Here is a 25,042-nt window from a genome sequence, read left to right on the forward strand (position 1 = left end):
GAAAAGTACCCCGGGAGGGGAGTGAAATAGTTCCTGAAACTGTGTGTCTACAAGCCGTCAGAGCCTTTGGGTGATGGCGTGCCTTTTGAAGAATGAGCCTGCGAGTCAGCGGCGCGTCGCGAGGTTAACCCGCCTGTGGGGTAGTCGTAGGGAAACCGAGTCTTTGTTGGGCGGTTGAGTGGCGTGTCCTGGACCCGAAGCGGGGTGATCTACCCATGGCCAGTGTGAAGCAGCTGTAAGAGGTTGTGGAGGCGCGAACCCACGTAGGTTGAAAACTGCGGGGATGAGTTGTGGGTAGGGGTGAAAGGCTAATCAAACTCCGTGATAGCTGGTTCTCCCCGAAATGCATTTAGGTGCAGCGTTGCATGTTGAGCGTGGTGGAGGTAGAGCGACTGGTTGGTTGAGCGGGATTATGCGTCTTAGTGATACCTGCCAAACTCCGAATTCCATTGACGTGTTGTGTGGCAGTGAGACTGTGGGGGATAAGCTCCATTGGTCGAGAGGGAAACAGCCCAGATCGCCGGCTAAGGCCCCTAAGGGTGTGCTAAGTGGGAAAGGATGTGGGGTCGCGAAGACAGCCAGGAGGTTGGCTTAGAAGCAGCCATCCTTGAAAGAGTGCGTAATAGCTCACTGGTCGAGTGGTTCTGCGCCGAGAATGTAGTGGGGCTTAAGTACACCGCCGAAGCCGCGGCGCCATGGTTTGCATGGTGGGTAGGGGAGCGTCGTGCGTGTGGTGAAGCTGCCTGGTGATGGGTGGTGGAGTGCGTGCGAGTGAGAATGCAGGCATGAGTAACGATGAATCAGGTGAGAATCCTGGTGGCCGTATGACTAAGGGTTCCTGGGTGAAGTTTGTCTGCTCAGGGTGAGTCGGGTCCTAAGGCGAGGCCGTCGGGCGTAGTCGATGGGAAACGGGTTGATATTCCCGTACCGGTGCTGCCGCGTTCTTATGGTGAAGCGTTGATACTAACTGTGCCGCATCCCGGATCGACAGCCTTTCGGGGTTGTTGGTTTTTGCGGGGTGTGGTGTGGGGCCTGATGCGTGGTAGCCAAGTGATGGGGTGACGCAGTGTGGTAGCCACGCCTCCGGTTGGTTGTGGGGGTGTAAGCGTGTGGCCCGTGTGGTTGGTAAATCCGCCGCACATTGTGGGTGAGGCGTGATGCGTAGCCACCTTGTGGTGGTGATGGTGGTGATCCTGTGCTGTCGAGAAAAGCCTCTAAGCGAGTGGTGGTGTTGCCCGTACCCGAAACCGACGCTGGTAGTTGGGTTGAGTATACTAAGGCTTGCGGGTGAACTGTGGTTAAGGAATTCGGCAAATTGTCCCCGTAACTTTGGGAGATGGGGAGCCACCTTGGGTCGCCAACACGAGCGGTTGGTGGGCGTGGGGTGGTCGCAGAGGCTAGGGGAAAGCGACTGTTTACTAAAAACACAGGTCCGTGCGAAAACTTATGTTGATGTATACGGACTGACGCCTGCCCGGTGCTGGAAGGTTACGAGGAGCTGTGGGCCCATCCTTGTGGTGGGTGTAGCGGTGAATTTAAGCCCCAGTAAACGGCGGTGGTAACTATAACCATCCTAAGGTAGCGAAATTCCTTGTCGGGTAAGTTCCGACCTGCACGAATGGCGTAACGACTTTCCTGCTGTCTCGACCACAGGCCCGGTGAAATTGCAGTACGAGTAAAGATGCTCGTTTCGCGCGGCAGGACGAAAAGACCCCGGGACCTTTACTATAGCTTGGTATTGGGGTGTGGTTCGGTTTGTGTAGGATAGGTGGGAGACTGTGAAGCTGCGCCGCTAGGTGTGGTGGAGTTGTTGGTGAAATACCACTCTGGTCGTTCCGCGCCTCTTGAACCTTGGCCCATGATCTGGGTTGGGGACAGTGCCTGGTGGGTAGTTTAACTGGGGCGGTTGCCTCCTAAATGGTAACGGAGGCGCCCAAAGGTTCCCTCAGTCTGGTTGGTAATCAGGTGTTGAGTGTAAGTGTATAAGGGAGCTTGACTGTGAGAGTGACTGCTCGAGCAGGAACGAAAGTTGGGACTAGTGATCCGGCATCTCCTTGCGGTTGGGGTGTCGCTCAACGGATAAAAGGTACCCCGGGGATAACAGGCTGATCTTCCCCAAGAGTTCATATCGACGGGATGGTTTGGCACCTCGATGTCGGCTCGTCGCATCCTGGGGCTGGAGTTGGTCCCAAGGGTTGGGCTGTTCGCCCATTAAAGCGGCACGCGAGCTGGGTTTAGAACGTCGTGAGACAGTTCGGTCTCTATCCGCCGCGCGCGTGGAAACTTGTGGAAGGCTGTCCCTAGTACGAGAGGACCGGGATGGACGTACCTCTGGTGTGCCAGTCATTCTGCCATGGGTGTTGCTGGTTGGCTATGTGCGGGAGGGATAACCGCTGAAAGCATCTAAGCGGGAAGCCTGTTCCGAGATGAGGTTTCTTTTGAGGTGTCCTAGAGATGATGGGGTTGATAGGCCGGGGCTGGAAGCTCTGTGAAGGGGTGTTGAGGTGACCGGTACTAATTCACCGACTCGAAAACACTAGTCTCGTGTGGCTGTGTGTGTGTTGCTGGTGGGTGTCTTGCCGCAATCAATATGTGGTCGTGGGTTGTGTCTGCTGTGTGGTGTCTGGCGCAGCACCTGGTGGTGTTGTGTTGTGGTTTGTGTTGGTGGTTGATGGTGGTGGGGGTCCGCCCGGTTCCGTTCCGATCCCGGTAGCTAAGCCCATTCACGCTGATGGTACTGCACCTGGTGGGGTGTGGGAGAGTAGGTTACCGCCAACACTTCAACTTTGAATATGTGGGGTGTGGGGTGTGCCGCCCTCGCCGGTCTCCTTAGTGGGGGTTGGTCGGCGCGGCACACCCCACACCCCTTTTGCGTAACTATCTCCGCCCGTGATGGTGGGGCTATGTTTTGCGTAACCCACATGTCCTTCCGTTTGGGGCTGCTGGTTGGCGGCGGAGCGATCGTCGGGCGGGGCTTCGCGCTCCGGTAGGCTTGTCGCAGTACGCGTCCGTCGATCGAAGTTGGGGGTAGGGCAAGGCGATGAGTAACGAGCGTGGGGATCGCGACTTCTCGGGCGTCGCCAGGCAGAAACGTTCCGGCCACAAGCCGAAGCCCTCGTCGCGTAACCGGAAGCCCGGTAGGCCTTCTCGTCACGCCGGCCGCGGTGGGCGAACGCGAGGGTCCGACTCGAACGTGCGCTACGCCCCGCAGTCTGAGGCGTTCCGTGATCGGCGGGTGGAGCAGCGCAAGGCCGAGCCCGAGGTTCCCTCCGAGGTGAGCCTGGCTGATCTTGACCCGCTCGTTCGGCAGGATCTTCGCGTCCTGTCGAAGAAGAACGCCGACGACGTCGGGCTGCATATTGCCGCCGTGTCTCACTTCATCGACGAGGACCCTGAGCGCGCCCTGGTCCACGGGCGGGCTGCGAAGAACCGGGCGGGTCGGGTGTCTGTCGCCCGCGAGGCCAACGGTGTGGCCGCCTACCGGGCGGGGCAGTGGAAGGAAGCCCTCGCGGAGCTCCGCGCGGCCCGCCGCATGAGCGGCGGCCCGGGTGCCATGGCGGCGATGGCCGACTGCGAGCGTGCTCTCGCCCGGCCCCGCAAGGCCATCGACCTTCTTAGCTCCCCGGAGGCGGGTCAGCTCGACCGCGAGGGTGCGATCGAGCTCCGGATCGTCGTGGCCGGGGCGCACCACGACGTCGGCGAGCACGACGCCGCCCTCGAGGTGCTTGCCGCGGCGCGACCCGCGAAGGACGCAGCAGACGTCACCGGCCTCCGGCTCGCCTACGCGTACGCGGACGCCCTGCTCGCCGCCGGCAACCCCGTTGAGGCTCGGGAGTGGTTCCTCGCGGTTTCCGCGCACGACGAGGAGGGCTTCTTCGACGCCGCCGAGCGCATTGACGAGATCGACGCCGCGGGGGCTGAGTAGATGTCGGCCTTCGAGGGCTACGACGGCCTGCTTGTCGATCTCGACGGCACGGTGTGGCGCGGCGACGAGCTCATCCCTGGTGCGGATGAGGCCCTGTCCGCCGGTCCGTCCGCGGTGTTCGCGACGAACAACGCCTCGCGTTCGGCCTCCGCGGTGGCGGAGAAGCTCCGCGCCCTGGGTGTGCCGGCCGAGGCTGGCGACGTCGTGACCTCCTCGGCGGCCGCCGCGCGGCTCGTCGCCGAGAGCGTGCCGGAAGGCGCCGCGGTGCTCGTCTTGGGGACCGACGCGCTCGTCGACCTCGTGGCGGCGGAGGGCCTGCGCCCGGTCTCTAGCGCCGAGGACGAGCCCACGGTCGTCATCCAGGGCCACAGCCCAGAAACGGGTTGGCCCCAGCTCAGCGAGGCTGCGCTCGCGCTGCGCGCGGGCGCGAGGTTCGTGGCGACCAACCTGGATAGCTCGCTGCCCTCGGCCAGGGGCCTGCTCGTCGGCAACGGCTCGATGGTGCGCGCCGTCGCCAACGCCACCGGGTGGGAGCCGGAGTGCGCCGGCAAGCCCGAGCCGCACATGTACGAGATGGCGGTGTCCTCCCGCGGCTGGCGGCGCCCGCTCGTCGTCGGCGACCGGCTGGACACGGACATCGCCGCCGCGGCGCGGGCCGGCTATGACTCGCTGCACGTGCTCACGGGCGTCTCCCGTGCGGGGGATCTTCTCGCCGCCCGGGAGGCCGAGCGGCCGACGTTCATCGCCCCTGACTTCGGCGCCGCTTCCCGCGCGCCGCTCGAGGAGTTCCGCCCCCGGCCGGTCGAGGGCGTCGAGGCCTCCGACGACGAGGATGGCGGTCTCGTCGTTTCGGCCCGGGTCGGTGGCCACGAGGGGCTTCTTGGGCTCGTGCACGCCGCGTGGTCGCTTCCCGAGCCGCCGCGCGCCGTGCGCGGCGCGGACGACGACAGCCGCCGGGTGCTCGAGGGGTGGGGCCTGTGAGCGCGCCCGTGCCCCACGACTCACGGGGCCCCTCGGCAGACGAGATCCGCCGCTCGGTGGGCGAGGTCCTCGCCGAGGAGGGCCACGAGCTCGCCCGCGAGGCCGAGATCCTCGAGCGGGCCCACGAGCTGCTGCGCGGGGCGCTCGACGAGCCGCGCGGCGAGCACTAGCCCGCCGCCGGCGGCTGATTGTTGACGGACACGACTACTTTAGGGCGGTTTTCAACCATGGTGGCACGCAGGAGACTCGACGCGGAGCTCGTCAAGCGGCACCTGGCGCGCTCGCGGGAGCAGGCCAGCGAGCTCATCAAGGCCGGCGCGGTCACCGTCGACGGCTTCGCCGCGAAGAAGCCCGCCACCCAGGTCACCGGCGGGGCGTCCATCCGCGTCGCCGAGGGCGCCGTCGACGACTGGGCGTCGCGCGGGGCGCACAAGCTCCTCGGCGCGCTCGAGGCGTTCGAGCCGAAGGGCCTCGACGTGGCCGGGCGCCGCGCGCTCGACGCGGGCGCCTCGACCGGGGGATTCACCGACGTGCTGCTGCGCCGCGGCGTCGAGGAGGTCGTCGCCGTGGACGTCGGCTACGGCCAGCTGCTGTGGCGCCTGCAGAACGACGCTCGGGTGCTGGTGCGCGACCGGACCAATATCCGCTCTCTCACCACCGCCGACACCGAGGGCCCGGTGGACCTCATGGTCGGGGACCTGTCGTTCATCTCCCTCGAGCTGGTGCTGCCCGCGATCCGCGACTGCCTCACCCCGGGCGCCGACCTGCTTCCCATGGTCAAGCCCCAGTTCGAGGTGGGCCGCGAGCGGCTGGGCAGCGGCGGGGTCGTGCGCGATCCGGCGCTGCGCCGCGAGGCCGTGATGGGCGTCGTGGCGGCCGCCCGGAAGCTGGGCCTGAGCCTGCGCGGGGCGGTGGCCTCCCCGTTGCCGGGGCCGAGCGGGAACGTAGAATTTTTCCTGTGGCTCGTCAACGACGCCGGGGAGAGCGCCCCGGCCGACGACGTCGCCGGCGAGCTAGTCGACGTTGCCATTAAGGAGGGTCCGCAATGACGTCGGGTTCCCCTGGTTCGCGGGAGATTCTTCTGGTGCCGCACATGGGGCGGCGCTCCAACGCGCTCGCCGCGTCGCGGGCCGCGGAGATTCTCCTCGCCGCCGGGATCGGGGTGCGGGTGGTCGAGCACCGCGACCCGAGCCAGTTCGACGACGACCCGGTGCTGGGCGGGCTGGAGCGCTTCCCGCACACCCCGGCCGCGGCGGAGGGCGTCGAGCTCATCCTCGTGCTCGGCGGGGACGGCACGTTCCTGCGGGCCGCGGACCTCGCGCACGACGCGGACCTGCCCGTGCTGGGCATCAACCTCGGCCACGTCGGGTTCCTCGCCGAGTGGGAGGCCGCCTCGCTCGAGGAGGCGATGCGCCGCGTCGTGGAGCGCGACTACCGCGTCGAGGACCGCATGACCCTGGATGTGTCGATCTCGAACTCGGAGCTCGACTTCCACGCCAGCGGTTGGGCACTCAACGAGGTCTCCATCGAGAACCTCAACCGGCGCGGCGTGCTCGACGCGACCCTCGAGGTCGACGGCCGGCCGGTGAGCTCGTTTGGCTGCGACGGGATCCTCGTGTCCTCGCCGACGGGCTCGACGGCGTACGCGTTCTCCGCGGGCGGGCCGGTGCTCTGGCCGGAGCTTGACGCGCTGCTCGTCGTCCCGAACAACGCGCACGCGCTGTTCACCAAGCCGCTCGTGGTGAGCCCCTCGTCGGTGGTAGCCATCGAGTCGACGACGACGACCGCGCCGACGCTCGCGGTCATGGACGGCTTCCGACCGGTGGCGATGCCGCCCGGCTCCCGGGTCGAGGTCGTGCGCGGCTCCCGCCCGGTGCGCTGGGTGCGGCTCGACGACAAGCCGTTCACCGACCGGCTCGTCACCAAGCTGCGCCTGCCGGTCTCCGGGTGGCGCGGCCCCGCCGGCGAGCAGGGCGAGGAGAAGGCCTAGCGCCGCCCCGCCTCGGCCCGCCCCACCGGGCATTCGAACGTCCATTCGAAAGACGTCCGGCTCCGCGCTAGGCTTGGGGCCATGCTCAGCGAGATCACGATCGAGAACCTCGGGGTCATCCCGCGCGCGACCGCCGAGTTCAGCCCCGGACTGACGGTGGTGACCGGCGAGACCGGCGCCGGCAAGACGATGGTGGTCACGAGCCTGCGCCTGCTCGCCGGGGCGCGCTCGGACTCGTCTCGGATCCGGCAGGGCGCGGCGAAGGCGATCGTCGAGGGGCTCGTCGACGTCGAGGCCGCGGAGGAGGGCGCCCGCGCCGCGGCGCTCGACGCGGTCGACGAGGCCGGCGGGACGGTCGACTCCGGCGAGGTCGTCGTCTCCAGGGAGGTCAGCGCCCAGGGCCGCTCCAAGGCCCGGCTCGGCGGGCGGCTCGTGCCCGCCGCGGCGCTGGCGCGGTTCACCGAGCCGCTCGTCGCGATCCACGGCCAGAACGACCAGCTCCGGCTGCTCTCCGCGGAGCAGCAGCTCGCCGCGCTCGACCGCTTCGGTGCGGACATCCCGCCGCTGGCGGAGTCCTACCGGGAGGCGTTCCGCGAGTACTCGGCCCTCGCCAGGGACCTGAAGCGCCGCACCGCGAAGCGGCGCGAGCTCGCCCAGGAGGTCGACCGGCTCGACTACGCCATCGCCGAGATCGACGAGGTCGACCCGCAGCCGGGCGAGCTCGAGTCGCTCAGCGAGACGATCAAGCGGCTGCAGAGCGTCGACGGGCTACGCGAGGCGGTGACCACCGCGGTCGCCGCGATCGACGGGGCGGGCGCGCTCGAGGAGTTCGCCGGCGCGGAGGACGCCGAGGGCGCCGCCGACCTGCTGGGCCGGGCGCAGTCCGCGCTGCAGGGCACCGAGGACTCCGAGATCGACGGGATCGCCGCGCGGCTCTCCGAGCTCACCGCCGCGCTCACGGGCATCTCCGGGGAGCTCGGCCAGGTCCTCTCGCAGCTGCCCACCGACCCCGAGGCCCTCGAGGGCGCGCTGCAGCGCCAGAGCCAGCTGAAGTCCCTCACCCGCAAGTACGCCCCCGACATCGACGGGGTGATCGAGTGGCGGCGCAAGGCCGAGCGGCGCCGCTCCCAGATCGACATCAGCCCCGAGGCGATCGAGGAGCTCGAGCGGCGCCTCGCCGAGGCGAAGGAGAGGGTCGAGTCACGCGGGGTGAGCCTCAGGGAGGCCCGCCGGGAAGCCGCCTCGCGCCTCGAAGCCGAGGTCACCGAGGAGCTCCACGGGCTCGCGATGCCCAAGGCCTCAATCGTCGTCGCGATGCGCGAGTCGAAGCCCACCATCGACGGGCTCGACGAGGTCGAACTCGAGCTCAAGGCCACCGGCGGGGCCAGGCCCGCGCCGCTCGCGCAGGCCGCTTCCGGCGGCGAGCTCTCCCGCGTCATGCTCGCCGTCGAGGTCGTCCTCGCGAAGACGAGCTCCGGGGCGACGCTCGTCTTCGACGAGATCGACGCGGGCGTGGGCGGCCGCGCCGCCGGCGAGATCGGCCGCCGGCTCGCCCAGCTCGCGGAGCACAACCAGGTCATCGTCGTCACCCACCTGCCGCAGGTCGCCGCGTTCGGCGACCGGCACCTCGTCGTCACCAAGGAGGTCACCGACGAGTCGGTCACCTCCGGGGTGCGCGCCCTGGACGGCGAGGAGCGCGTCTCCGAGCTCGCGCGCATGCTCGCCGGGCTCGACGACACCGAGACCGGCCGGGCGCACGCCCGCGAGCTCCTCGAGCGCGCCCGCGCAGATGCCGCCCCGCGCGCCTCAACCACCGCGGCCGCCGGGTAGGGGACAATGGCGCGCATGAGTCTGTTCTCCCGCAAAGAAGAGCTGCCCGGCCTCAGCGCACCCATCAGGGACTTAAGCCGGGCGACTCGCGCGAGCAAGGCGGTCCAGAAGGTCGCCGCGGGCGACATCGTCGTCATCGCTGAGCCGAATATCTCCCGCGGTACCGCCCAGCTGCTCGTCGACCTGGAGCCCGCCGCCGTGGTCAACACGGCGCAGTTCTCGACCGGGAGCGTGCCGCTCTTCGGGCCGCAGATGCTCCTCGACGCCGGCATCACCCTCGTCGAGGACGCCGGCGTCGACGTTCTCGAGCACCTCCGCGACGGCAAGACCGCGAGGCTCACCGACTCCGGGGAGCTCTTCCACGGGGAGACGCTGCTCGGCTCGGGCCGGGTGCTCACCCAGGCGGGCGTGGAGTTCGACTTCTCGGAGGCGGAGCGCAACCTCGTCGAGCGCGTCGAGGCCTACTTCGGCAACACCGTCGAGTTCCTCCGCTCCGAGGCGCCGCTGCTCATCGACGGGCTCGGCGTCCCGGAGACCGGGCTCGACGCCACCGGCGAGGCGGCGCTCGTCATCGCCCCGGGCCCCGAGCAGGGCCGGGTGCTTAAAGACCTGCGGGGCTTCATCAAGGCGCGCAGCCCGATGATCGTCGCCATCGACGAGGCCGCCGACCTCGTCGTCGAGCAGGGCTACACCCCAGATGTCGCGCTGGGCGACCCGACCCGCATCCAGGCCGCGACGCTGCGCGCGGCGCGCCGCGTGGTGCTGCCGGCCGCGCCCGACGGGCACGCCGCCGGCCTCGAGCGGATCCAGGACCTCGGGGTGGGGGCGATGACGTTCCCCGCCGCGACCGAGTCGACGACGGACCTGGGACTGTTGCTCGCGCACTTCCACGGAGCGGACCTCATCGTCAACGCCTCCGAGCCGCTCACGCTCGACGCGATCATCGGGGAGCGCGCCGGCCTCGGCGAGCCGCTGCAGTCGCCGGCGGCGCTTCTCACCCGGCTGCGCGTCGCCGATAAGCTCGTCGGGGTCGCCGCGGCCGCCGAGATCGGCACCCGCCGCGAGGGCGCGGGCGGCGCGTGGCTGCTCGCGATCCTGGGCGTGCTCGCCGCGATCGTCTCCGTCGTGCTCGTCGCCGGGTTCGGCGGCGGCGACGGCTTCGCGGAGAACCTCGAGCAGACCTTCGGCAACCTCGTCTAAACCGATTCCGCCTCGCAGAGGAGGCGGGGTCGGGTGACCCCAAGGAGGAACCAAGCACATGTCAGGACATGCGAAGGGCGGCATGCTCGTCGCCGGCCTCGGCTTCGGCGTGGCCGCCGGGGTGGCCGCGGGCGCGCTCGTCATCGCCCCGAACCTGCCCGACGGCTCGGCCCAGGAGATCAACCAGGTGCGCGCCGAGCGCGACGACGCCGAGGAGCGCGCCCAGTCCAACGAGGCGCAGGCGAAGGCCGCCGACGGGGTGGCCGCCGGGCTCGCGGAGGCGGCGCTCGGCGGGCAGCTCGACGACGTCGGCGTCGTCGTGTTCGCCGCCGCGAGCGCGAACCCGGAGGACCTCTCCGAGGTGGAGCGGCTCCTGGAGGCCGCCGGCGCCGGCCCGGTGAGCGTCATCGAGCTGACCGACCGGTTCTTCTCCTCGGAGGGCGCCGACGAGCTCAAGTCGCTGGTGAGCAACACGCTGCCCGCCGGCGCGCAGCTCAGCGAGGACAACCTCTCGCCGGGCACCCACGCAGGTGAGGCGCTCGCCGCCGCGCTCATCGACGGCGAGGACTCCGACGCGGTGAGCGACGAGGACCGCGAGCTGCTCCTCGACACGCTCGCGGACGCGGGCTTCTTAAGCTACGAGGGCGCCGAGCCCGCGGCGGCCGCGGTGTTCGTCGGCGGCGACTCCGACGGCGCGGGTAACGCCGCGTTCGGCGCGGGGCTCGCCGCGGAGTTCATGACCGCCGTCGCCGGGGAGGCCGACGGCGCGGTGCTCGCGGCCCGCCCGGGCAGCGCCGCCGACGCCGGGGCGATCGGCCGGGTGCGCTCCGCGGGCGTCGACGGGCTCTCCACGGTCGACTCGCTCGACCGGGGCTGGGGCCGCGTCGCGACCGTGCTGGCGCTCGCCGAGGCGCTCGACGGCACCACCGGCGACTACGGCGCCGCGAAGGGCGCGGACGCGCCCGTCCCGCGGGCCAACTAGCCCCGCCGCGGGAGGCCCCGGATCGCCGCCGCGGCGCGGCCCGGGGCGAGGTCGAGACGACGAAGGGAGCGCGACAAGCGTGAGCCACACGTTCGAGGTCACCAGCTCGAGGATCCTGCTCGAGGCGCCGATCATCGCGGTGCGCAGCGACGAGGTCACCATGCCCGGCGGCGGGAGCGCGACCCGCGAGGTCGTCGAGCACTTCGGCGCCACCGCCATCGCCGCGGTCGACGACGACGGGCGGGTCGCGATGGTGCGCCAGTACCGCCACACCGTCGGCCGGCGGCTCTGGGAGCTGCCCGCGGGCCTGCTCGACGTCGCGGGCGAGGACCCGCTCGACTGCGCGCGCCGCGAGCTCGTCGAGGAAGCCGGCCTTAAGGCGGAGAGCTGGGGGCTGTTGCTCGACCTCGTGCCCTCCCCGGGCTACGGCGCGGAGACGATCCGCGTGTTCCTCGCCAGGGGGCTGCGCCCCACCGAGCGGCCCGAGGCCGCCGAGGAGGAGGCTGACATGGAGCTCGAGTTCTGGGACCTCGACGAGGCGGTCAACGCCGCACTCGACGGCCGGGTGGTCAACTCGATTGCCGTGGCGGGCCTGTTCGCCGCCCGCGAGGTCCTTTCCGGCCGGCGCGAGCCGCGCAGCACCGACGAGCCCTTCGACCTGCGCCCCGAGGCGCTCGCCCGGCGGCGCCGGGCCGCCGGCGTCGAGCCGGACATGAAGCGGATCGACCACCCGTGACCTCCCCGGCGGAGGCCTCCAAGCGCTGGCTGACGATGCTCGCCGTGGAGCGGGGCTTAAGCCGCAACACGGTGAGCAACTACCGCCGCGAGGCGGAGCGCTACTCCGCGTGGCTGAAGGAGGCGGGCATAGGCTCGCTCGACGAGGTCACCGCCCGCCACGTCGAGCGCTACGTCCTCGACCTGCGCCGCGGCGACGGCGATCGCCCGGGCCTGTCGGCCGCGTCGGCGAACCGGGCGCTTTCCGCGGTGCGGGGCCTGCACCGATTCGCCGCCGCGGAGGGGCTCGCGGCGCGCGACCCCGCCGCCGACGTGCGGCCGAGCCAGCCCGCCCGCCGCCTGCCGGAGACGCTCAGCATCGACGAGGTCGAGCGGCTGCTCGCCGCGGCCGACCCCGACGAGGGCGCGGAGGGGCTGCGCGACCGCGCGCTTCTCGAGCTGCTCTACGCCACCGGCATGCGGGTGAGCGAGGCGGTGGGCTTGAGCGTCGACGACGTCGCGGAGCTCTCCGGGGAGCTGCCGTTTCTCCAGGTGACGGGCAAGGGCGACAAGCAGCGCCTCGTGCCCGTCGGCTCGCAGGCGCTCGCCGCGCTCGAGGCGTACCTCGTGCGCGGACGCCCGGCGCTAGCGAAGGGCCGCGGCCCGGCGCTGTTTCTCAACCTGCGCGGCGGGCCGCTGTCGCGGCAGAGCGCCTGGTCGGTGATCAAGCAGCGCGCGGCTAAGGCCGGCATCGAGCGGGAGGTCTCCCCGCACACGCTGCGCCACAGCTTCGCGACCCACCTTCTTGAGGGGGGAGCCGACGTGCGCGTCGTGCAGGAGCTCTTAGGCCACGCGTCGGTGGCGACGACGCAGCTCTACACGCACGTCACCGCGGAGAGCATGCGCGAGGCGTGGCGAATGGCGCACCCGCGCGCCTAGCGCGCGTCCGGGCCGCGGGCCGGGGCCTCGGCCCGCGGCGGAGGGCGGGCCGGTAGCCTGGCGGTGGCCGGCTGTTGGCTATTTTTTTACATCACGTGCACGCGAGCGAAGGGAAGTGGCCGTGAGCGAAGGGCAGTTGTTCGACTCCAGCGGTCTCGAGGTGGGGCTCACCGGCAGGCCCCGCCGGGAGATCCCCGAGCCCCGCCCGCTCGAGAAGCACGGTCCGGCGACGATTATCGCGATGTGCAACCAGAAGGGCGGGGTGGGCAAGACCACCTCGACGATCAACCTGGGGGCGTGCCTCGCGGACTACGGGCGGCGGGTGCTCATGGTCGACCTCGACCCGCAGGGCGCGCTCTCGGCTGGGCTGGGGATCCAGCACGACGAGCTCGACGTCACGGTCTACAACCTGCTGGTCGGCGACGACGTCGACGTCCGGGAAGTCCGCCACCGCACCGCGATCAAGGATTTGGACTTGATTCCGGCGAATATCGACCTGTCGGCCGCGGAGATCCAGATGGTCAACGAGGTGGGCCGCGAGCAGACCCTGGCCCGGGCGCTGCGCCCGGTGATGGGGGAGTACGACTACATCATCATCGACTGCCAGCCCTCGCTGGGGCTGCTCACGGTCAACGCGCTGGCCTGTGCGCAGGGGGTGCTCATCCCCATGGAGTGCGAGTTCTTCTCGCTGCGCGGCCTGGCGCTTCTCACCGACACGGTGGAGAAGGTCCGCGACCGGCTGAACTTCAACCTCGAGATCCTGGGCATCTTGGTGACGATGTTCGACCGGCGCACCTCGCACAGCCGGGAGGTGATGTCGCGGGTCATCGAGGTCTTCGGGGACACGGTCTTCGACTCGGTGATCACGCGCACGGTGCGCTTCCCGGAGACGTCCGTGGCGGGCGAGCCGATCACGACGTGGGCGCCGCGCTCGCAGGGCGCGGAGCAGTACCGGCAGTTCGCCCGCGAGGTCGTCGAGCGCGTCGAGGGGGACTAGCGCCGCCGTGGCGGAACCTACGAACGCCGCCGCGGGCGAGGGTGGTTTCCGCGTCGCGCTGGCGAACTTCACCGGCCCGTTCGACCTGCTTCTGCAGCTCATCGGGCAGCGCAAGATGGACATCACCGAGGTCGCGCTCGCCGAGGTGACCGACGAGTTCATCGCCTACACCAAGGAGCTCTCCCGGGAGGCTCGGCTCGAGGAGACCACCGAGTTCCTCCTCGTCGCCGCCACACTCGTGGACTTAAAGGCCGCCAGGCTCCTGCCGCGCGGGGAGGTCGACGACGAGGACGACCTCGAGCTGCTCTCCAGGCGGGACCTGCTTTTTGCGAGACTTCTGCAGTACCGCGCCTACCAGCAGGTCGCCGCGACATTCGCGCGCTGGCAGCGCGCCGCCCGGCGCGCCTACCCGCGCCAGGTGGCCTTAGAGGAGCGGTTCGTCGACCTCGTGCCGCCGGTGCGGCTTGGCCACGACAAGGACTCGTTCGCGCGGCTCGCGGCGGCGTCGCTGCGCCGCGACCCGCCCGACGAGGTCGAGACGGATCACGTGCACCGCCCTGCGGTCTCCGTGCCGGAGCAGGCCGGCCGGCTGCTTTCGGGGCTGAAGGCCGCGGGGCCGGGCTCGTGGCTGAGCTTCGGGGAGCTGTGCGCCGACTGCGCGGCGTCGATGGAGGTGGTGGGCCGGTTCCTCGCGCTGCTCGAGCTCTACAAGGCCCGCGCCGTGGAGGCCGAGCAGCCCGAGCCGCTCGGCGCGCTCGACGTGAGCTGGACCGGGCTGGATGTCGACCCCGCGGTCGTCGCGGCGGCGAACTGGGACTAGGCGAGGGGTTCCTATACTGGCCGGCATGGCTGCGATCATCGACGTCTCCCAGCTGCCCCGGCTGCGCCGGCGCGCGACGCTCCTGCACGCGACGATGGGCGGGCACGCCCCCACCGTCGGGATCCCCGGCGCGCTGCCCGCCGACTTGGAGGGCGACTTCTCCGACCCGGAGAGCCCCCTGCCGCACACGGTGCCCGCCGACCCGAAGGCCCCCTTCGAGGCGCGCGGCATCTCTAGCGACACGCCGGTGATCATCTACGACGAGCAGGGCGGCGTGCCCGCGGCGCGCGTGTGGTGGCTCGCGAAGGTCGCGGGCCTGACCAACGCCGCGGTCCTCGACGGGGGCCTTCGGGCGTGGCTCGACTCGGGCCGCGAGACCGGCGAGCTCGCCGATCTCTCGAGCGTGGGGAAGCCGGGCTCGATCGACGCGGCGCCCGAGTGGGAGCGCCTCGTCGACGCCCAGGGTGTGAAGTCCGCGCTGGGGGAGTACAACCACGTCGTCGTCGACGTGCGCCCGCCGGCGGTGTTCCGCGGCGACGGCCCGGCCCACCCGGCGCTGCGCTCCGGGCACATCCCCGGCTCGGTGAACCTGCCGCTCGGCGAGTTCTACTCGAAGCCCGGGTACTTCAAGGGCTTCGACGAGCTGCGCGACACGCTCGAGCCGGTCGCGGGCCCGGCCGGGGCGATCGTTTTCACGTGCGGCTCAGGCGTGTCGGCGTGCGTGGGCGCGCTCGCGGCGAACGTCGCGGGCTATGGCGACGTGCAGGTCTACGAGGGCTCGTGGAGCGAGTGGGGGCACCGCTCGCAGGACGAGGCGGAGTTCCCCGTCGAGACCGGGCCCGCGGCGTGACGGAGCCGGTCTCCAGGCTGCGCAGCGCGATCGAGTCGATCCTCCTCGTCGTCGACGAGCCCGCCCCCGTCGAGGCGATCGCCCGGGCGCTCGACGCGCCCGAGGGCGACGTGCGCGCGGAGCTCGACGCGATCGGGGAGGAGCTCCGCGCGCGCGGCAGCGGGGCGGTGTTGCGCGGCGGCGAGGAGGGCTACCGGCTCTACACGAGCCCCGACAACGCCGAGGCCGTCGAGGCGTTCCTCGTCTCCGGCTCGCGCTCGAGGCTCTCGCGCGCCGCGCTGGAGACCCTCGCGGTGGTCGCCTACCGGCAGCCCGCGACCCGCGCGCAGGTCGCCGCGGTGCGCGGCGTCAACGTCGACGGGGTGATGCGCACCCTCAACCAGCGCGGCCTCATCCGCGAGACCGAGGAGCCCGAGGGCCACGCCCGCCGCTACGAGACGACCGCGCTGTTCCTCGAGCAGCTGGGCATCTCCTCGCTCGAGGAGCTGCCCGACCTCGCGCCGCTTTTGCCCGACGTCGACCTCATCGACGAGGAGGACGAGTAGCGGCGCGTAGTTGGGGTAGGATCCCACACGGCCGCGCCCCGAGCCGACGCGGCCGCGCGCCCGGGCGGGGAAAAGGACCCGCCGGCGGGCGCGACGACGGGGCGCGATAATCGAACACGACACTTGGCAGAAACGGAGTATTCCCGTGACTGATTCCGCTCGCCGCGATGGCACACCGGGAGGCCCGCCGAGGCCCGACGACGTGCAGCCCAACCTCGCGGCCTCGAATCGCCAGCACCCCGACACCGCCGCCGCGGAGCCCGCGGAGCCGATCCGGCTGCAGAAGGCGCTCTCCCGCGCGGGCGTGGCCTCCAGGCGCCACGCCGAGGCCCTCATCGACGCCCGCCGCGTCGAGGTCAACGGCCGCACCGTCGAGCGCCAGGGCATGCGCGTCGACCCCAACCGCGACGTCATCCGCGTCGACGGGGTGCGCGTGAACACCAACGAGAACCACGAGTACTTCGTGCTCAACAAGCCGCGCGGCATGCTCTCCACCATGTCCGACGAAAAGGGCCGGCCCTGCATCGGCGACGTCGTCGGCGAGCGGGTCGCCGCCGGCCAGCGGCTCTTCCACGTCGGGCGGCTCGATGCCGACACCGAGGGCCTCATCCTGCTCACCAACGACGGGGAGCTCGCCCACCGTCTCACCCACCCGAAGTGGGAGGTGGAGAAGACCTACCTCGCCGAGGTCCTCGGCGAGGCGACCAAGCAGACGGTCAAGGCCCTTACCGCCGGCGTCGAGCTCGACGACGGGCCCGCCAAGGCCGACGAGGCGGCCGTCATCGACGTCAACGAGGGCCGCTCGATCATCCGGGTGACCCTCCACGAGGGCCGCAAGCACATCGTGCGCCGCCTGCTTAAAGAACTGGGCTTCCCCGTCCAGCGGCTGGTGCGCACGAAGATCCACACGGTGCAGCTCGGCGAGCAGAAGCCGGGCCGGATGCGCGCCCTCAACTCCGCGGAGCTGCGCAGCCTCTACAAGGCGGTGGGAATGTGACCGACAACGACAAGACCCTAAGCAACGCCCCCGGCGGCGGGCTGCTCGTCGCGATCGACGGGCCGTCCGGCACCGGCAAGTCGACGACCTCGCGCGCGCTCGCCGAGCGGCTCGGCGCGAAGTACCTCGACACCGGCGCGATGTACCGCGTCGCGACGCTCTTCACCCTGCGCTCCGCGATCGACCCGCAAGATGCGGACGCCGTCGTCGCGGCGACCCGCGACCTGCCCGTCGAGGTGAGCGACGACCCCGCCTCCCACGACGTGCTGCTTGCCGGGGAGAACGTCGCCGACGAGATCCGCGGCCCCGAGGTCACCGCCAACGTCTCCGCGGTCGCGGCGATCCCCGAGGTGAGAGACAACCTCGTCGCCCTGCAGCGCGAGCTCGCCCACAACACCGGGCGCATCGTCGTCGAGGGCCGCGACATCGGCACCGTGGTTCTGCCCGACGCGCCGGCGAAGGTGTTCCTCACCGCCTCGGCGCAGGTGCGCGCCAAGCGCCGCTTCGACCAGGACACCCGCGCCGGGCGCGACGTCGCCTACGAGGACGTCCTCGCCGACGTCAAGCGCCGCGACCGCGCGGACTCGACGAGGGAGTCCTCCCCGCTGCGCGCCGCGAACGACGCGACCGTGGTGGACACCTCGCACTTAAGCCCCGCGGAGGTGCTCGACCGGCTGGTCGGCATCGTCGCGGACTCGGCCAGCCCCGCGCCGCGGGACGGAAGGGAGGCGCCCCGTGACTAGGGACGCGGACAACGACCAGGAGACCGGCTTCGAGGAGCCGCGCGACGGCGGCGGCTGGGCCGCCCAGGACTTCGATGTCAGCGAGTTCGGCGGCTTCGACTTCCCCGAGGAGTCCGACGAGGACTCGTGGCGCGAGGTCGAGGAGTCCTTCGGCGTCGAGCACGCCCCGAAGGAGAAGCTCTTCACCGTCGCGATCGTCGGGCGCCCCAACGTCGGCAAGTCCTCGCTGGTCAACCGGGTGCTCGCCCGCCGCGAGGCCGTCGTCGAGGACACCCCCGGCGTGACGAGGGACCGCGTGTCCTACCTCGCGGAGTGGCAGACCACGCGCTTCTGGGTGCAGGACACCGGCGGCTGGGACCCCAACGCCAAGGGCATCTTCGGCGCCGTGGCCCGCCAGGCGGAGGCCGCGATGGCCACCGCCGACGCGCTCGTCTTCGTGCTTGATGCGAAGGTCGGCGTCACCGAGACCGACGCCGTCATGGCCGAGAAGCTCCGCCGCGCCGACCAGCCCGTCTTCGTCGTGGCGAACAAGTTCGACTCCGACCAGCAGTACGGCGACGTCGCGGAGCTCTACTCGCTGGGCCTGGGCGAGGTCTACCCGGTCTCGGCGCTGCACGGCCGGGGTGCTGCCGACCTGCTCGACGCGGTCGTCGCGTCGTTTAGCGGCACCCCGCGCGCCGGCGAGCTCGAGGAGGGCCCGCGGCGCGTCGCGCTCGTCGGCAAGCCGAACGTCGGCAAGTCCTCGCTGCTCAACAAGATCTCCGGCGGGGACCGCTCCGTCGTCGACGACGCCTCCGGCACGACCGTCGACCCGGTCGACGAGATCGTCCAGCTCGACCGGCGCGCCTGGCGCTTCGTCGACACGGCGGGCCTGCGCAAGAAGGTGAAGAACGCCTCGGGGCACGAGTACTACGCCTCGCTGCGCACCCGCGGCGTCATCGACGCCGCCGAGGTGTGCGTCGTGCTCATCGACGCCTCCGAGCCGGTCTCCGAGCAGGACCAGCGCGTCATCAACATGGTGCTCGACGCCGGCAAGGCCCTCGTCTTGGCGTTCAACAAGTGGGACACCGTCGACGAGGAGCGCCGCTTCGAGCTCGAGCGGGAGATCGACCTGCAGCTGCAGAGCCTGCCGTGGGTGACGCGGGTGAATATCTCCGCGCTCACCGGCCGCGCGCTCAACAAGATCGAGCCCGCGATGATCGAGGCCCTAGAGAACTGGGACGAGCGGGTGCCCACCGGGAAGCTCAACTCGTGGGTGCGCGACACCATCGCGAAGAACCCGCCGCCGATGCGCAACAACCGGCTGCCGCGGATCCTCTTCGCAACGCAGGCCTCGACCCGCCCGCCGACGATCGTGCTGTTTACCACCGGCTTCCTCGATGCCGGCTACCGCCGCTACCTCGAGCGGCAGTTCAGGGAGTCCTTCGGCTTCCACGGCACCCCGGTGCGCATCGCCGTGCGCGTCCGCGAGCGCCGCGGCAAGAAGAAGTAGCCTCCCGGCCCGGCCCGCCCTCGGCGGGAGCGAGAGCCCCGGCCCCTCGACCCGGCGCCCCTGAGCGGGCGCCCGGCGGGGGCCGGGGCCCTTTCTATTGCGCGGCGCGGCGCAGCACGAACGCGTCGGTGCGGTAGGGAAGCGCGACAGCCTCGTCCTCGCTGAGTCCCGTGTGCTCGAAGAAGTACCACTCGAGGTTCGACTCGACGCGGCTTCTTATCTCCTCGCCGGAGCGCAGCCAGTAGGAGCGGGTGCGGGTGAGCTCCACGAGGTCGGCGAAGGTCTTCTCCTGCGCCCAGCGCAGCCTCAGGGTCTCCGCGACGCGCCACGGCCCGGCGGTCTTCGGCACGAAGCCCTCGGCGAGCACGTCGCCGGAGTGCATGATCCGGGCGAGCCGAAGCACCCAGGGGTCCGCGACGTCGATGGTGTTCCACGCGAGCACGACGACCCCGCCGGGGCGCACCACCCGGTCGAGCTCCCGGCAGGCGGCGGCGTGCTCGAGCCAGTGCCACGTCTGCGCGCACGCCGCCGCGTCGACCGAGGCGTCGGCGAGCGGCAGCGCCTCGGCGCGGGCCCGCACCGCCGGAATACCCGCGCTGCCTCGAAGGAAGCCGGCCATCTCGGCGCTGGGGTCGAGGCCTAAGACCCGGTGGCCGCGCCTCGCGAGCGGCGCGGCGAGCTTGCCCGTGCCCGCGCCGACGTCGAGGACGACCTGTCGCCCTGAGAGCAGGTCGAGGACCTCGTCCGGGTAGCCGGGGCGCGCGTCGTCGTAGGCGCGGGGCGAGCCGACGAAGGCGCCGGCGGAGCGGGCGCGCTGCGCCGTGGAGCGGAAGCGCGGCTGCGCCTGCCGCGAGCGGCGGCCGGCCGGTTTAGCCATCGCTAACCACTCCCTGAGCTAGAGCTTTGGTTTCCTTGTGCATTCAAACAGAAGGATGATAAGTTGAGGTAACGCTTCAGAGGCCTAAGTTTATCTCAGTCGCCGCGGTGCTCACCGCCGGGGCGCTCGCGTTTTCCGGCTGCACGAACTCCGCGCAGCCCGCCGACGAGGGCTCGGGCGCGGCCGAGGGCCGCACCGTCGAGGGCCAGCTCGGCCCGGTGACCGTGCCTGAGAACGTCGAGTCCGTCGTCGTCCTCGAGGGGCGCCGCGACCTCGACATCGCGCTCTCCCTCGGGCTCCCGCTCGTGGGCTTCCCCTACCAGGAGGAGGGCACCCACGACCTCGACGCGCCGTTCGCCGAGGAGCTCGCCGAGGCGGAGGACAACGGCGCCGAGCCGCTCTTCCTGCGCGAGGAGCCCAACGTCGAGGCGATCGCCGCCGCCGACCCGGACCTCATCATCAGCCGCGTCGACGACGTCGAGCCGCTGCGCGACGAGCTCGAGGCCGTCGCGCCGGTGCTCGCCATCGGCGACCAGAACGTCTCCACCTGGCAGGAGGACCTCAAGCTCGTCGCGGAGGCCACCGGCCGCGAGGACGAGGCCGAGCAGATTATCGCCGACTACGAGGCGGAGGTCGCCTCGCTGCGCGAGGAGTTCGCCGAGGTCCTCGACCAGCACACCTTCGCGCCGATGGGCTACAACTCCGAGGAGATCAACGTCGCGCCCAACCGGCTGCTCTCCACCGTGCTGCGCGACCTCGAGGCCACCCCGTCCGAGGCGTTCGCCGACGCCATCGAGAAGGACGACGGCACCCAGTCCTACAGCCGCGAGCAGATCGTCGACGCGTTCGGCGACGCGGACGCGCTCATCGCGATCATCAACGACAAGGAGACCTGGGACGAGGCCAACGACAACGACCTCTTCAACCAGCTCCCCTCGGTCGAGGAGGGCCACGTCGTGCGCTCCGACCGGCAGACCCACGAGGGCGCGGCCCTGACCGCGAAGCACTGCCTCGAGCTCATCCGCGAGCTGCTCGAGACCTTCGAGGACGCCTAAGCCCGTGACCCGAACCGCCCACCCCGGCCCCAGGCTCGCGGCCGCCGGGCTCATCGGGGTTGGCGTCGTCGCGATCCTCGCGGCGGCGTCGGTCTTCGTCGGCGCCCGGGGCTTGAGCCCCGCCGAGGTCGTCGACGCGATCACCGGAGCCGGCACCCCGGAGGCCGCCGCGATCGTCGGGGGCCAGCGCGTGCCCCGCACGGTCGTCGGGCTCATCGGCGGCGCCGCGCTCGGCGTCGCCGGGGCGCTCATTCAGGGCCACACGCGAAACCCGCTCGCCGACCCGGGGCTCCTCGGCGTCACCTCCGGCGCGTCGGTCGCGGTGGTCGTCGGGTTGTCCTTCTTCGGGCTCACCGGCAGCGCCGGGATCCTCATCTCCTCGCTGGTCGGCGCGGCCGCCGCGACGGTGCTCGTCGGGGTGCTGGGCGCGGTCGCGGGCCGCAAGCGCGACGCCTCGCCGGCCGCGCTCGTGCTCGCCGGCGCGGCGCTCTCGGCGTTCCTCGGCTCCGCGACGGGGATCCTTCTGCTCATGGACTCCTCGGCGCTCGACATCTTCCGCTTCTGGACGGTCCGCTCGCTGGCCTCCGGCTCGCGCACCGTCGACCTGCTGCCGCTCGTCGGCCCGCTGCTCGTCGCCGGCTTCCTTCTGGCGCTGCCGCAGCTGCGGGTGCTCGACGCGCTCGCGCTGGGGGAGGACACCGCCCGCTCGCTGGGCCGCAACCTCAAGTGGAGCAGGATCGCGGGCCTGGCGTCGATCGCGTCGCTCGCCGGCGGGGCGACGGCGATCATCGGCGCGGTCAGCTTCGTCGGGCTCGCCGCCCCGCACATCGTGCGCGGGCTCGTGGGCCGCGACTACCGGCTCGTCGTGCCGCTCTCCGCGCCCGTGGGCGCGGCGCTCGTGCTCGCCGCCGACATCATCGGCCGCATCGTCGTGCAGCCCGCGGAGCTTGCCGTCGGCGTCGTGCTCGGCATCGTCGGCGGGCCGGGTTCCTCCTGCTCGTCTACCGGCTATATCGGAGGCGCAAGTGACCACTACCACCACGGCACCGGATAAGACGCCCGCGCCGCGGGTCGTGGCGCGCCGCCCGCAGCGCCTCACCCGCGGGCCGGTCGTGTGGGTCGCGGCGGCGGCCGCGCTCGTCCTCGCCGCGACGGTCGCGCTCGGGGCGGGGGACTACGGGCTTAGCCCCGACCGCATCCTCGCGACGCTCACCGGCCACGGCGAGCCGCTCGAGGAGCTCGTCGTCTACCAGCTGCGGCTGCCCAGGCTCGTGCTCGGGCTCGCGGTCGGCGCGATGCTGGGGATCTCCGGGGCGATCACGCAGACCACCGCGCGCAACGGCCTGGCCTCCCCGGACCTCCTCGGCGTCACCAACGGCGCGTCCGCGGGCGCGGTCGCCGTCATCGTGCTCGGCGGCGGCACCGGAAGCGAGCTCACCTCGGTGCTCGGCGGGCTCGGGGTGACCGCCGCGGCGCTTATCGGCGGGCTCGTCTCCGCCGCGCTCGTCGGCGCGCTGCTCTACCTCACCAGCGGCGGGGCGCTGCAGGTCGTGCTCGTCGGCGTGGGCGTCTCCGCGTTCTTCAGCGGATTGACGAGCTGGCTGCTCGTCGAGGCCTCCATCGACGACGCGGAGCGCGCCTCCGCGTGACTCATGGGCTCGCTCGGCGGCGGGCGCAGCATGACCGAGGCGACCCTCGCCCTCGGGGCGCTCGCCGTCGCGGTGGCGATCCTCGTCCCCACCGCGCGGAGCCTCGGGGCGCTGCAGCTGGGCCGCGACCAGGCCACCGCGCTCGGCTACGACGTCGCGAAGAGCAGCGCCGCGGTGCTGCTCGCGGCGGTGATTCTCGCCTCCGTCGCGGCGGCCGTCGCCGGGCCCATCGGGTTCATCGCGCTGGTCGCGCCGCACGTCTCCCGGCTGGCGTCCGGCGCGCCGCGCGCTCCGCTGCCGCTCGTCGCCATCGTCGGGGCCGCGCTCGTCGTCGGCAGCGACGTCGTCGCGCGGCTCGTCATCGCCCCGCTCACCCTGCCCACCGGATCGGTCACCGCGCTCGTCGGCGCGCCGTTTCTGGTGTGGCTGCTCGTCAGAGACCGAAAGGCAGGTTCCTAAGTCACCATGACCGCGACCACCACCACCGCGCTCGAGGCGAAGGGGCTGACCGTCCGCATCGACGGCAAGGAGATCCTCCACGGGATCTCCGCGGCCGTGCCGAGCGGCAAGATCACCGCGATCGTCGGGCCCAACGGCTCGGGCAAGTCGACGCTTCTGCGCTCCTGGTCGCGCCTGCAGCGCTACGCCGGGCACGCGACCGTCAACGGCGACGAGATCTCCCGGGTCAAGCCCAAGGACTTCGCGCGCCGCGTGGCGCTCTTGCCGCAGAGCCCGCTCGCCCCGGAGGGCCTGACCGTCGAGGGGCTTGTCTCCCGGGGCCGCGACCCGCACCGCCGCTGGTGGGAGCCGTGGCGCGAGTCCGACCGGGAGATCGTCGCCCACGCCCTGGAGCTCACCGACCTCTCCGAGCTTGCCGGCCGGGAGCTCGACTCGCTCTCCGGCGGGCAGCGGCAGCGCGCGTGGATCGCTCTCGCGCTCGCGCAGTCGACGGGCATCGTGCTCCTCGACGAGCCGACGAACTTCCTCGACATCACCTTCAAGCTCGAGGTGATGGACACCGTCAAGCGCCTCAACGAGGACACAGGGCTCACCGTCGCGATGGTGCTCCACGACCTCGACCTCGCGGCGCGCTACGCGGACAGGATCATCGTCGTCAACAACGGGGAGATCGCCGCCGAGGGCAGCCCCGCCGACGTCATCACCGAGCTCATCCTCGGCGAGGTCTTCGCCGTCGAGGCGAGCCTGCTCACCGACCCCAGGAGCGGCTCCCCGGTCATCGCGCCCTACCGGCCGCTGCGCTCCCGCCACTAGGGGCGCCGGCCCGCTCCCCGGGGCCGAGGCAGGGGAGAGGCGCTTCCTCTCGGCGGAGCGGGGCTGCTCATATCTCTTCGTGCCTGGCGATGTCCGCGTCCTCTAGCGCGGGTAGGGATCCTCTCGACAGAAGCCCGCGCTCCGCGGGCTTCTTTGTTTGTTCGGGGAACGACCCGGTTACGACTCGTCGGCGCGGGCTCGCGGCCTGCGTCGTGGATCGACGAGGCCGCCGCTCGGGCCGCCCCGGAAGAGGAGGGGAACGGCTCGAAAGCGCCGCTGTATCCGCAGGTTGTCGGACGCGTTGCGCTCGTGTGTTCGAACCCAAAAGAGTCGCGTCCAACCGGGCTGGAAATATCCGGTGTGTCCACAAACCAGACACCGGGCGCGAGCGGGGATGACCGCCGCGACGCACCCCGGTCTTCCAGCCGGGCGACCGGCGAGAAAGGATCTCCCATGACGATTCGACACCGTGCCCTCACCGCCGCGGCCGCGCTCGTGGCGCTGGCGTGCGCCGCCTGCGAGCCGGTCGACGACGCCTCCGAGCCGGCGGAGGATACCGCCGCCGAGGCCCAGGAGGTCGAGCAGGCCGACGCCGCCCCCGAGGCCGAGGATGTGCCCCGCGAGCACGCCGCGGCGCTGAAGCAGGCCGAGCGCTACATCGAGTTCTCGGCGTTCTCCGAGGCGGGCCTCTTCGAGCAGCTCACCAGCGAGTACGGCAGCGGCTTCCCGCCCGAGGCCGCGCAGTACGCGATCGACAACCTCGAGGTGGACTGGAACGAGCAGGCGCTGAAGCAGGCGAGGAGCTACCTCGAGACGTTCCCGATGAGCGACCAGGAGCTCCGGGAGCAGCTCATCAGCGAGTTCGGCGGCCAGTTCACCCCGGAGCAGGCCGACTACGCGCTCGCGAACCTCTAGCGGCCCGGCGCCGCGGAAAGCGCCGCGCGGGAGGTAGGGAAACGGAAATAAGAAAACAACGCGGGCCGCGACCCAGAAAGTGGGCGCGACCCGCGTCGTTGCAATAGAAAATGGTCGGACTGACAGGATTTGAACCTGCGACCCCTACACCCCCAGTGTAGTGCGCTACCAAGCTGCGCCACAGTCCGCCGCCGCCCTTTCAGCGACGGGAGAGACTGTAGCCCACCGTCCCCGGTTCTTAAAAAACCCGCAGGCCAACGGGGCCTAAC

Annotated in this window: 22 protein-coding genes, 1 tRNA gene, 2 rRNA genes and 1 pseudogene; 24 read left to right on the top strand and 2 right to left on the bottom strand. The window is 70.9% G+C overall.

Annotated features, from left to right (window positions below):
- From HMPREF9719_RS02925 to der, 19 genes are all read left to right on the top strand, one after another.
- A 23S ribosomal RNA gene (locus tag HMPREF9719_RS02925) occupies nucleotides 1-2,539 on the top strand; the annotation flags it as partial.
- Between the two features lie 121 nt (nucleotides 2,540-2,660).
- Nucleotides 2,661-2,778, top strand: a 5S ribosomal RNA gene (gene rrf / locus HMPREF9719_RS02930).
- A 415-nt stretch (nucleotides 2,779-3,193) separates the two neighbouring features.
- Nucleotides 3,194-3,925: a hypothetical protein gene (locus HMPREF9719_RS02935; RefSeq protein WP_004600472.1), complete on the top strand. Its 732-nt coding sequence runs from the start codon at nucleotides 3,194-3,196 to the stop codon at nucleotides 3,923-3,925.
- On the top strand, nucleotides 3,926-4,906 hold the full coding sequence (locus HMPREF9719_RS02940) for an HAD-IIA family hydrolase (RefSeq protein WP_004600473.1): 981 nt from the start codon (nucleotides 3,926-3,928) through the stop codon (nucleotides 4,904-4,906).
- The gene (locus HMPREF9719_RS09595) at nucleotides 4,903-5,076 is read left to right on the top strand and encodes a hypothetical protein (RefSeq protein WP_004600474.1); all 174 of its coding nucleotides are present in this window, start codon (nucleotides 4,903-4,905) and stop codon (nucleotides 5,074-5,076) included. Before HMPREF9719_RS02940 ends, HMPREF9719_RS09595 begins: the two co-directional genes overlap by 4 nt.
- A 57-nt stretch (nucleotides 5,077-5,133) precedes the next feature.
- Nucleotides 5,134-5,955, top strand: coding sequence for a TlyA family RNA methyltransferase (locus HMPREF9719_RS02950; protein ID WP_004600475.1), 822 nt, complete (start codon nucleotides 5,134-5,136; stop codon nucleotides 5,953-5,955).
- A complete protein-coding gene (locus HMPREF9719_RS02955; RefSeq protein WP_004600476.1) occupies nucleotides 5,952-6,896 on the top strand; it encodes an NAD kinase in 945 nt (314 codons plus the stop codon). The genes HMPREF9719_RS02950 and HMPREF9719_RS02955 overlap by 4 nt, the downstream gene beginning before the upstream one ends.
- A gap of 81 nt (nucleotides 6,897-6,977) precedes the next feature.
- Nucleotides 6,978-8,726, top strand: a complete 1,749-nt coding sequence (gene recN, locus HMPREF9719_RS02960; protein WP_004600477.1) for a DNA repair protein RecN — start codon at nucleotides 6,978-6,980, stop codon at nucleotides 8,724-8,726.
- 6 nt (nucleotides 8,727-8,732) lie between these two features.
- Complete coding sequence (gene steA, locus HMPREF9719_RS02965; RefSeq protein WP_004600478.1) at nucleotides 8,733-9,926, top strand: putative cytokinetic ring protein SteA; 1,194 nt, start codon at nucleotides 8,733-8,735, stop codon at nucleotides 9,924-9,926.
- A gap of 58 nt (nucleotides 9,927-9,984) precedes the next feature.
- Entirely contained in the window at nucleotides 9,985-10,908 is a 924-nt protein-coding gene (locus HMPREF9719_RS02970; RefSeq protein ID WP_004600479.1) for a copper transporter, read from the top strand.
- Between the two features lie 79 nt (nucleotides 10,909-10,987).
- A complete protein-coding gene (locus HMPREF9719_RS02975; protein WP_004600480.1) occupies nucleotides 10,988-11,644 on the top strand; it encodes an NUDIX domain-containing protein in 657 nt (218 codons plus the stop codon).
- Nucleotides 11,641-12,561 carry a site-specific tyrosine recombinase XerD gene (gene xerD, locus HMPREF9719_RS02980; protein ID WP_004600481.1) on the top strand — a complete coding sequence of 307 codons (921 nt, stop codon included), beginning with the start codon at nucleotides 11,641-11,643 and terminating at the stop codon, nucleotides 12,559-12,561. Before HMPREF9719_RS02975 ends, xerD begins: the two co-directional genes overlap by 4 nt.
- A gap of 121 nt (nucleotides 12,562-12,682) precedes the next feature.
- Nucleotides 12,683-13,558 carry a ParA family protein gene (locus HMPREF9719_RS02985; protein ID WP_004601914.1) on the top strand — a complete coding sequence of 292 codons (876 nt, stop codon included), beginning with the start codon at nucleotides 12,683-12,685 and terminating at the stop codon, nucleotides 13,556-13,558.
- 7 nt (nucleotides 13,559-13,565) lie between these two features.
- On the top strand, nucleotides 13,566-14,378 hold the full coding sequence (locus HMPREF9719_RS02990) for a segregation and condensation protein A (protein WP_004600483.1): 813 nt from the start codon (nucleotides 13,566-13,568) through the stop codon (nucleotides 14,376-14,378).
- Nucleotides 14,379-14,403: 25 nt separating this feature from the next.
- Nucleotides 14,404-15,228 (top strand): sulfurtransferase, encoded by an 825-nt coding sequence (locus HMPREF9719_RS02995; protein ID WP_004600484.1) that lies wholly within the window; start codon nucleotides 14,404-14,406, stop codon nucleotides 15,226-15,228.
- Complete coding sequence (gene scpB, locus HMPREF9719_RS03000) at nucleotides 15,225-15,773, top strand: SMC-Scp complex subunit ScpB (protein WP_004600485.1); 549 nt, start codon at nucleotides 15,225-15,227, stop codon at nucleotides 15,771-15,773. The genes HMPREF9719_RS02995 and scpB overlap by 4 nt, the downstream gene beginning before the upstream one ends.
- A gap of 202 nt (nucleotides 15,774-15,975) precedes the next feature.
- The gene (locus tag HMPREF9719_RS03005) at nucleotides 15,976-16,770 is read left to right on the top strand and encodes a pseudouridine synthase (protein WP_004600486.1); all 795 of its coding nucleotides are present in this window, start codon (nucleotides 15,976-15,978) and stop codon (nucleotides 16,768-16,770) included.
- Nucleotides 16,767-17,513: a (d)CMP kinase gene (cmk, locus tag HMPREF9719_RS03010; protein WP_004600487.1), complete on the top strand. Its 747-nt coding sequence runs from the start codon at nucleotides 16,767-16,769 to the stop codon at nucleotides 17,511-17,513. Before HMPREF9719_RS03005 ends, cmk begins: the two co-directional genes overlap by 4 nt.
- Entirely contained in the window at nucleotides 17,506-19,005 is a 1,500-nt protein-coding gene (gene der / locus HMPREF9719_RS03015; protein ID WP_004600488.1) for a ribosome biogenesis GTPase Der, read from the top strand. Before cmk ends, der begins: the two co-directional genes overlap by 8 nt.
- Before the next feature lie 94 nt (nucleotides 19,006-19,099).
- Here the strand turns inward: der and HMPREF9719_RS03020 are convergent, their stop codons facing one another.
- Nucleotides 19,100-19,882, bottom strand: coding sequence for a class I SAM-dependent methyltransferase (locus tag HMPREF9719_RS03020; RefSeq protein WP_004600489.1), 783 nt, complete (start codon nucleotides 19,880-19,882; stop codon nucleotides 19,100-19,102).
- 107 nt (nucleotides 19,883-19,989) lie between these two features.
- On the opposite strand from HMPREF9719_RS03020, the gene HMPREF9719_RS03025 reads away from it, so the two are divergent.
- The 5 genes and pseudogenes from HMPREF9719_RS03025 (at nucleotide 19,990) to HMPREF9719_RS03050 (ending at nucleotide 24,773) form a co-directional block, all read left to right on the top strand.
- Nucleotides 19,990-20,937: an ABC transporter substrate-binding protein gene (locus HMPREF9719_RS03025; protein WP_004600490.1), complete on the top strand. Its 948-nt coding sequence runs from the start codon at nucleotides 19,990-19,992 to the stop codon at nucleotides 20,935-20,937.
- Nucleotides 20,938-20,941: 4 nt separating this feature from the next.
- A complete protein-coding gene (locus HMPREF9719_RS03030; RefSeq protein ID WP_004600491.1) occupies nucleotides 20,942-21,991 on the top strand; it encodes a FecCD family ABC transporter permease in 1,050 nt (349 codons plus the stop codon).
- A gap of 58 nt (nucleotides 21,992-22,049) precedes the next feature.
- Nucleotides 22,050-23,045 (top strand): annotated as a pseudogene (locus tag HMPREF9719_RS09795) (FecCD family ABC transporter permease).
- A gap of 6 nt (nucleotides 23,046-23,051) precedes the next feature.
- A complete protein-coding gene (locus HMPREF9719_RS03045; protein ID WP_004600494.1) occupies nucleotides 23,052-23,858 on the top strand; it encodes an ABC transporter ATP-binding protein in 807 nt (268 codons plus the stop codon).
- A gap of 453 nt (nucleotides 23,859-24,311) precedes the next feature.
- Nucleotides 24,312-24,773: an Ltp family lipoprotein gene (locus HMPREF9719_RS03050; RefSeq protein WP_004600495.1), complete on the top strand. Its 462-nt coding sequence runs from the start codon at nucleotides 24,312-24,314 to the stop codon at nucleotides 24,771-24,773.
- A 111-nt stretch (nucleotides 24,774-24,884) separates the two neighbouring features.
- Here the strand turns inward: HMPREF9719_RS03050 and HMPREF9719_RS03055 are convergent.
- Nucleotides 24,885-24,961 (bottom strand) — tRNA-Pro (locus tag HMPREF9719_RS03055).
- Nucleotides 24,962-25,042: the final 81 nt, after the last annotated feature.

It is taken from the genome of Corynebacterium otitidis ATCC 51513 (assembly GCF_000296405.1).
GTDB lineage: Bacteria > Actinomycetota > Actinomycetes > Mycobacteriales > Mycobacteriaceae > Corynebacterium > Corynebacterium otitidis.

Excerpts from the sequence above, each read along its gene's own strand:
- HMPREF9719_RS03020 (WP_004600489.1), bottom strand. The coding sequence starts at position 19,882 with ATGGCTAAACCGGCCGGCCGCCGCTCGCGGCAGGCGCAGCCGCGCTTC.
- HMPREF9719_RS03045 (WP_004600494.1), top strand. The coding sequence starts at position 23,052 with ATGACCGCGACCACCACCACCGCGCTCGAGGCGAAGGGGCTGACCGTC.
- steA (WP_004600478.1), top strand. The coding sequence starts at position 8,733 with ATGGCGCGCATGAGTCTGTTCTCCCGCAAAGAAGAGCTGCCCGGCCTC.
- HMPREF9719_RS02995 (WP_004600484.1), top strand. The coding sequence starts at position 14,404 with ATGGCTGCGATCATCGACGTCTCCCAGCTGCCCCGGCTGCGCCGGCGC.
- HMPREF9719_RS03050 (WP_004600495.1), top strand. The coding sequence starts at position 24,312 with ATGACGATTCGACACCGTGCCCTCACCGCCGCGGCCGCGCTCGTGGCG.
- recN (WP_004600477.1), top strand. The coding sequence starts at position 6,978 with ATGCTCAGCGAGATCACGATCGAGAACCTCGGGGTCATCCCGCGCGCG.
- HMPREF9719_RS02950 (WP_004600475.1), top strand. The coding sequence starts at position 5,134 with ATGGTGGCACGCAGGAGACTCGACGCGGAGCTCGTCAAGCGGCACCTG.
- HMPREF9719_RS02955 (WP_004600476.1), top strand. The coding sequence starts at position 5,952 with ATGACGTCGGGTTCCCCTGGTTCGCGGGAGATTCTTCTGGTGCCGCAC.
- HMPREF9719_RS02940 (WP_004600473.1), top strand. The coding sequence starts at position 3,926 with ATGTCGGCCTTCGAGGGCTACGACGGCCTGCTTGTCGATCTCGACGGC.
- HMPREF9719_RS02970 (WP_004600479.1), top strand. The coding sequence starts at position 9,985 with ATGTCAGGACATGCGAAGGGCGGCATGCTCGTCGCCGGCCTCGGCTTC.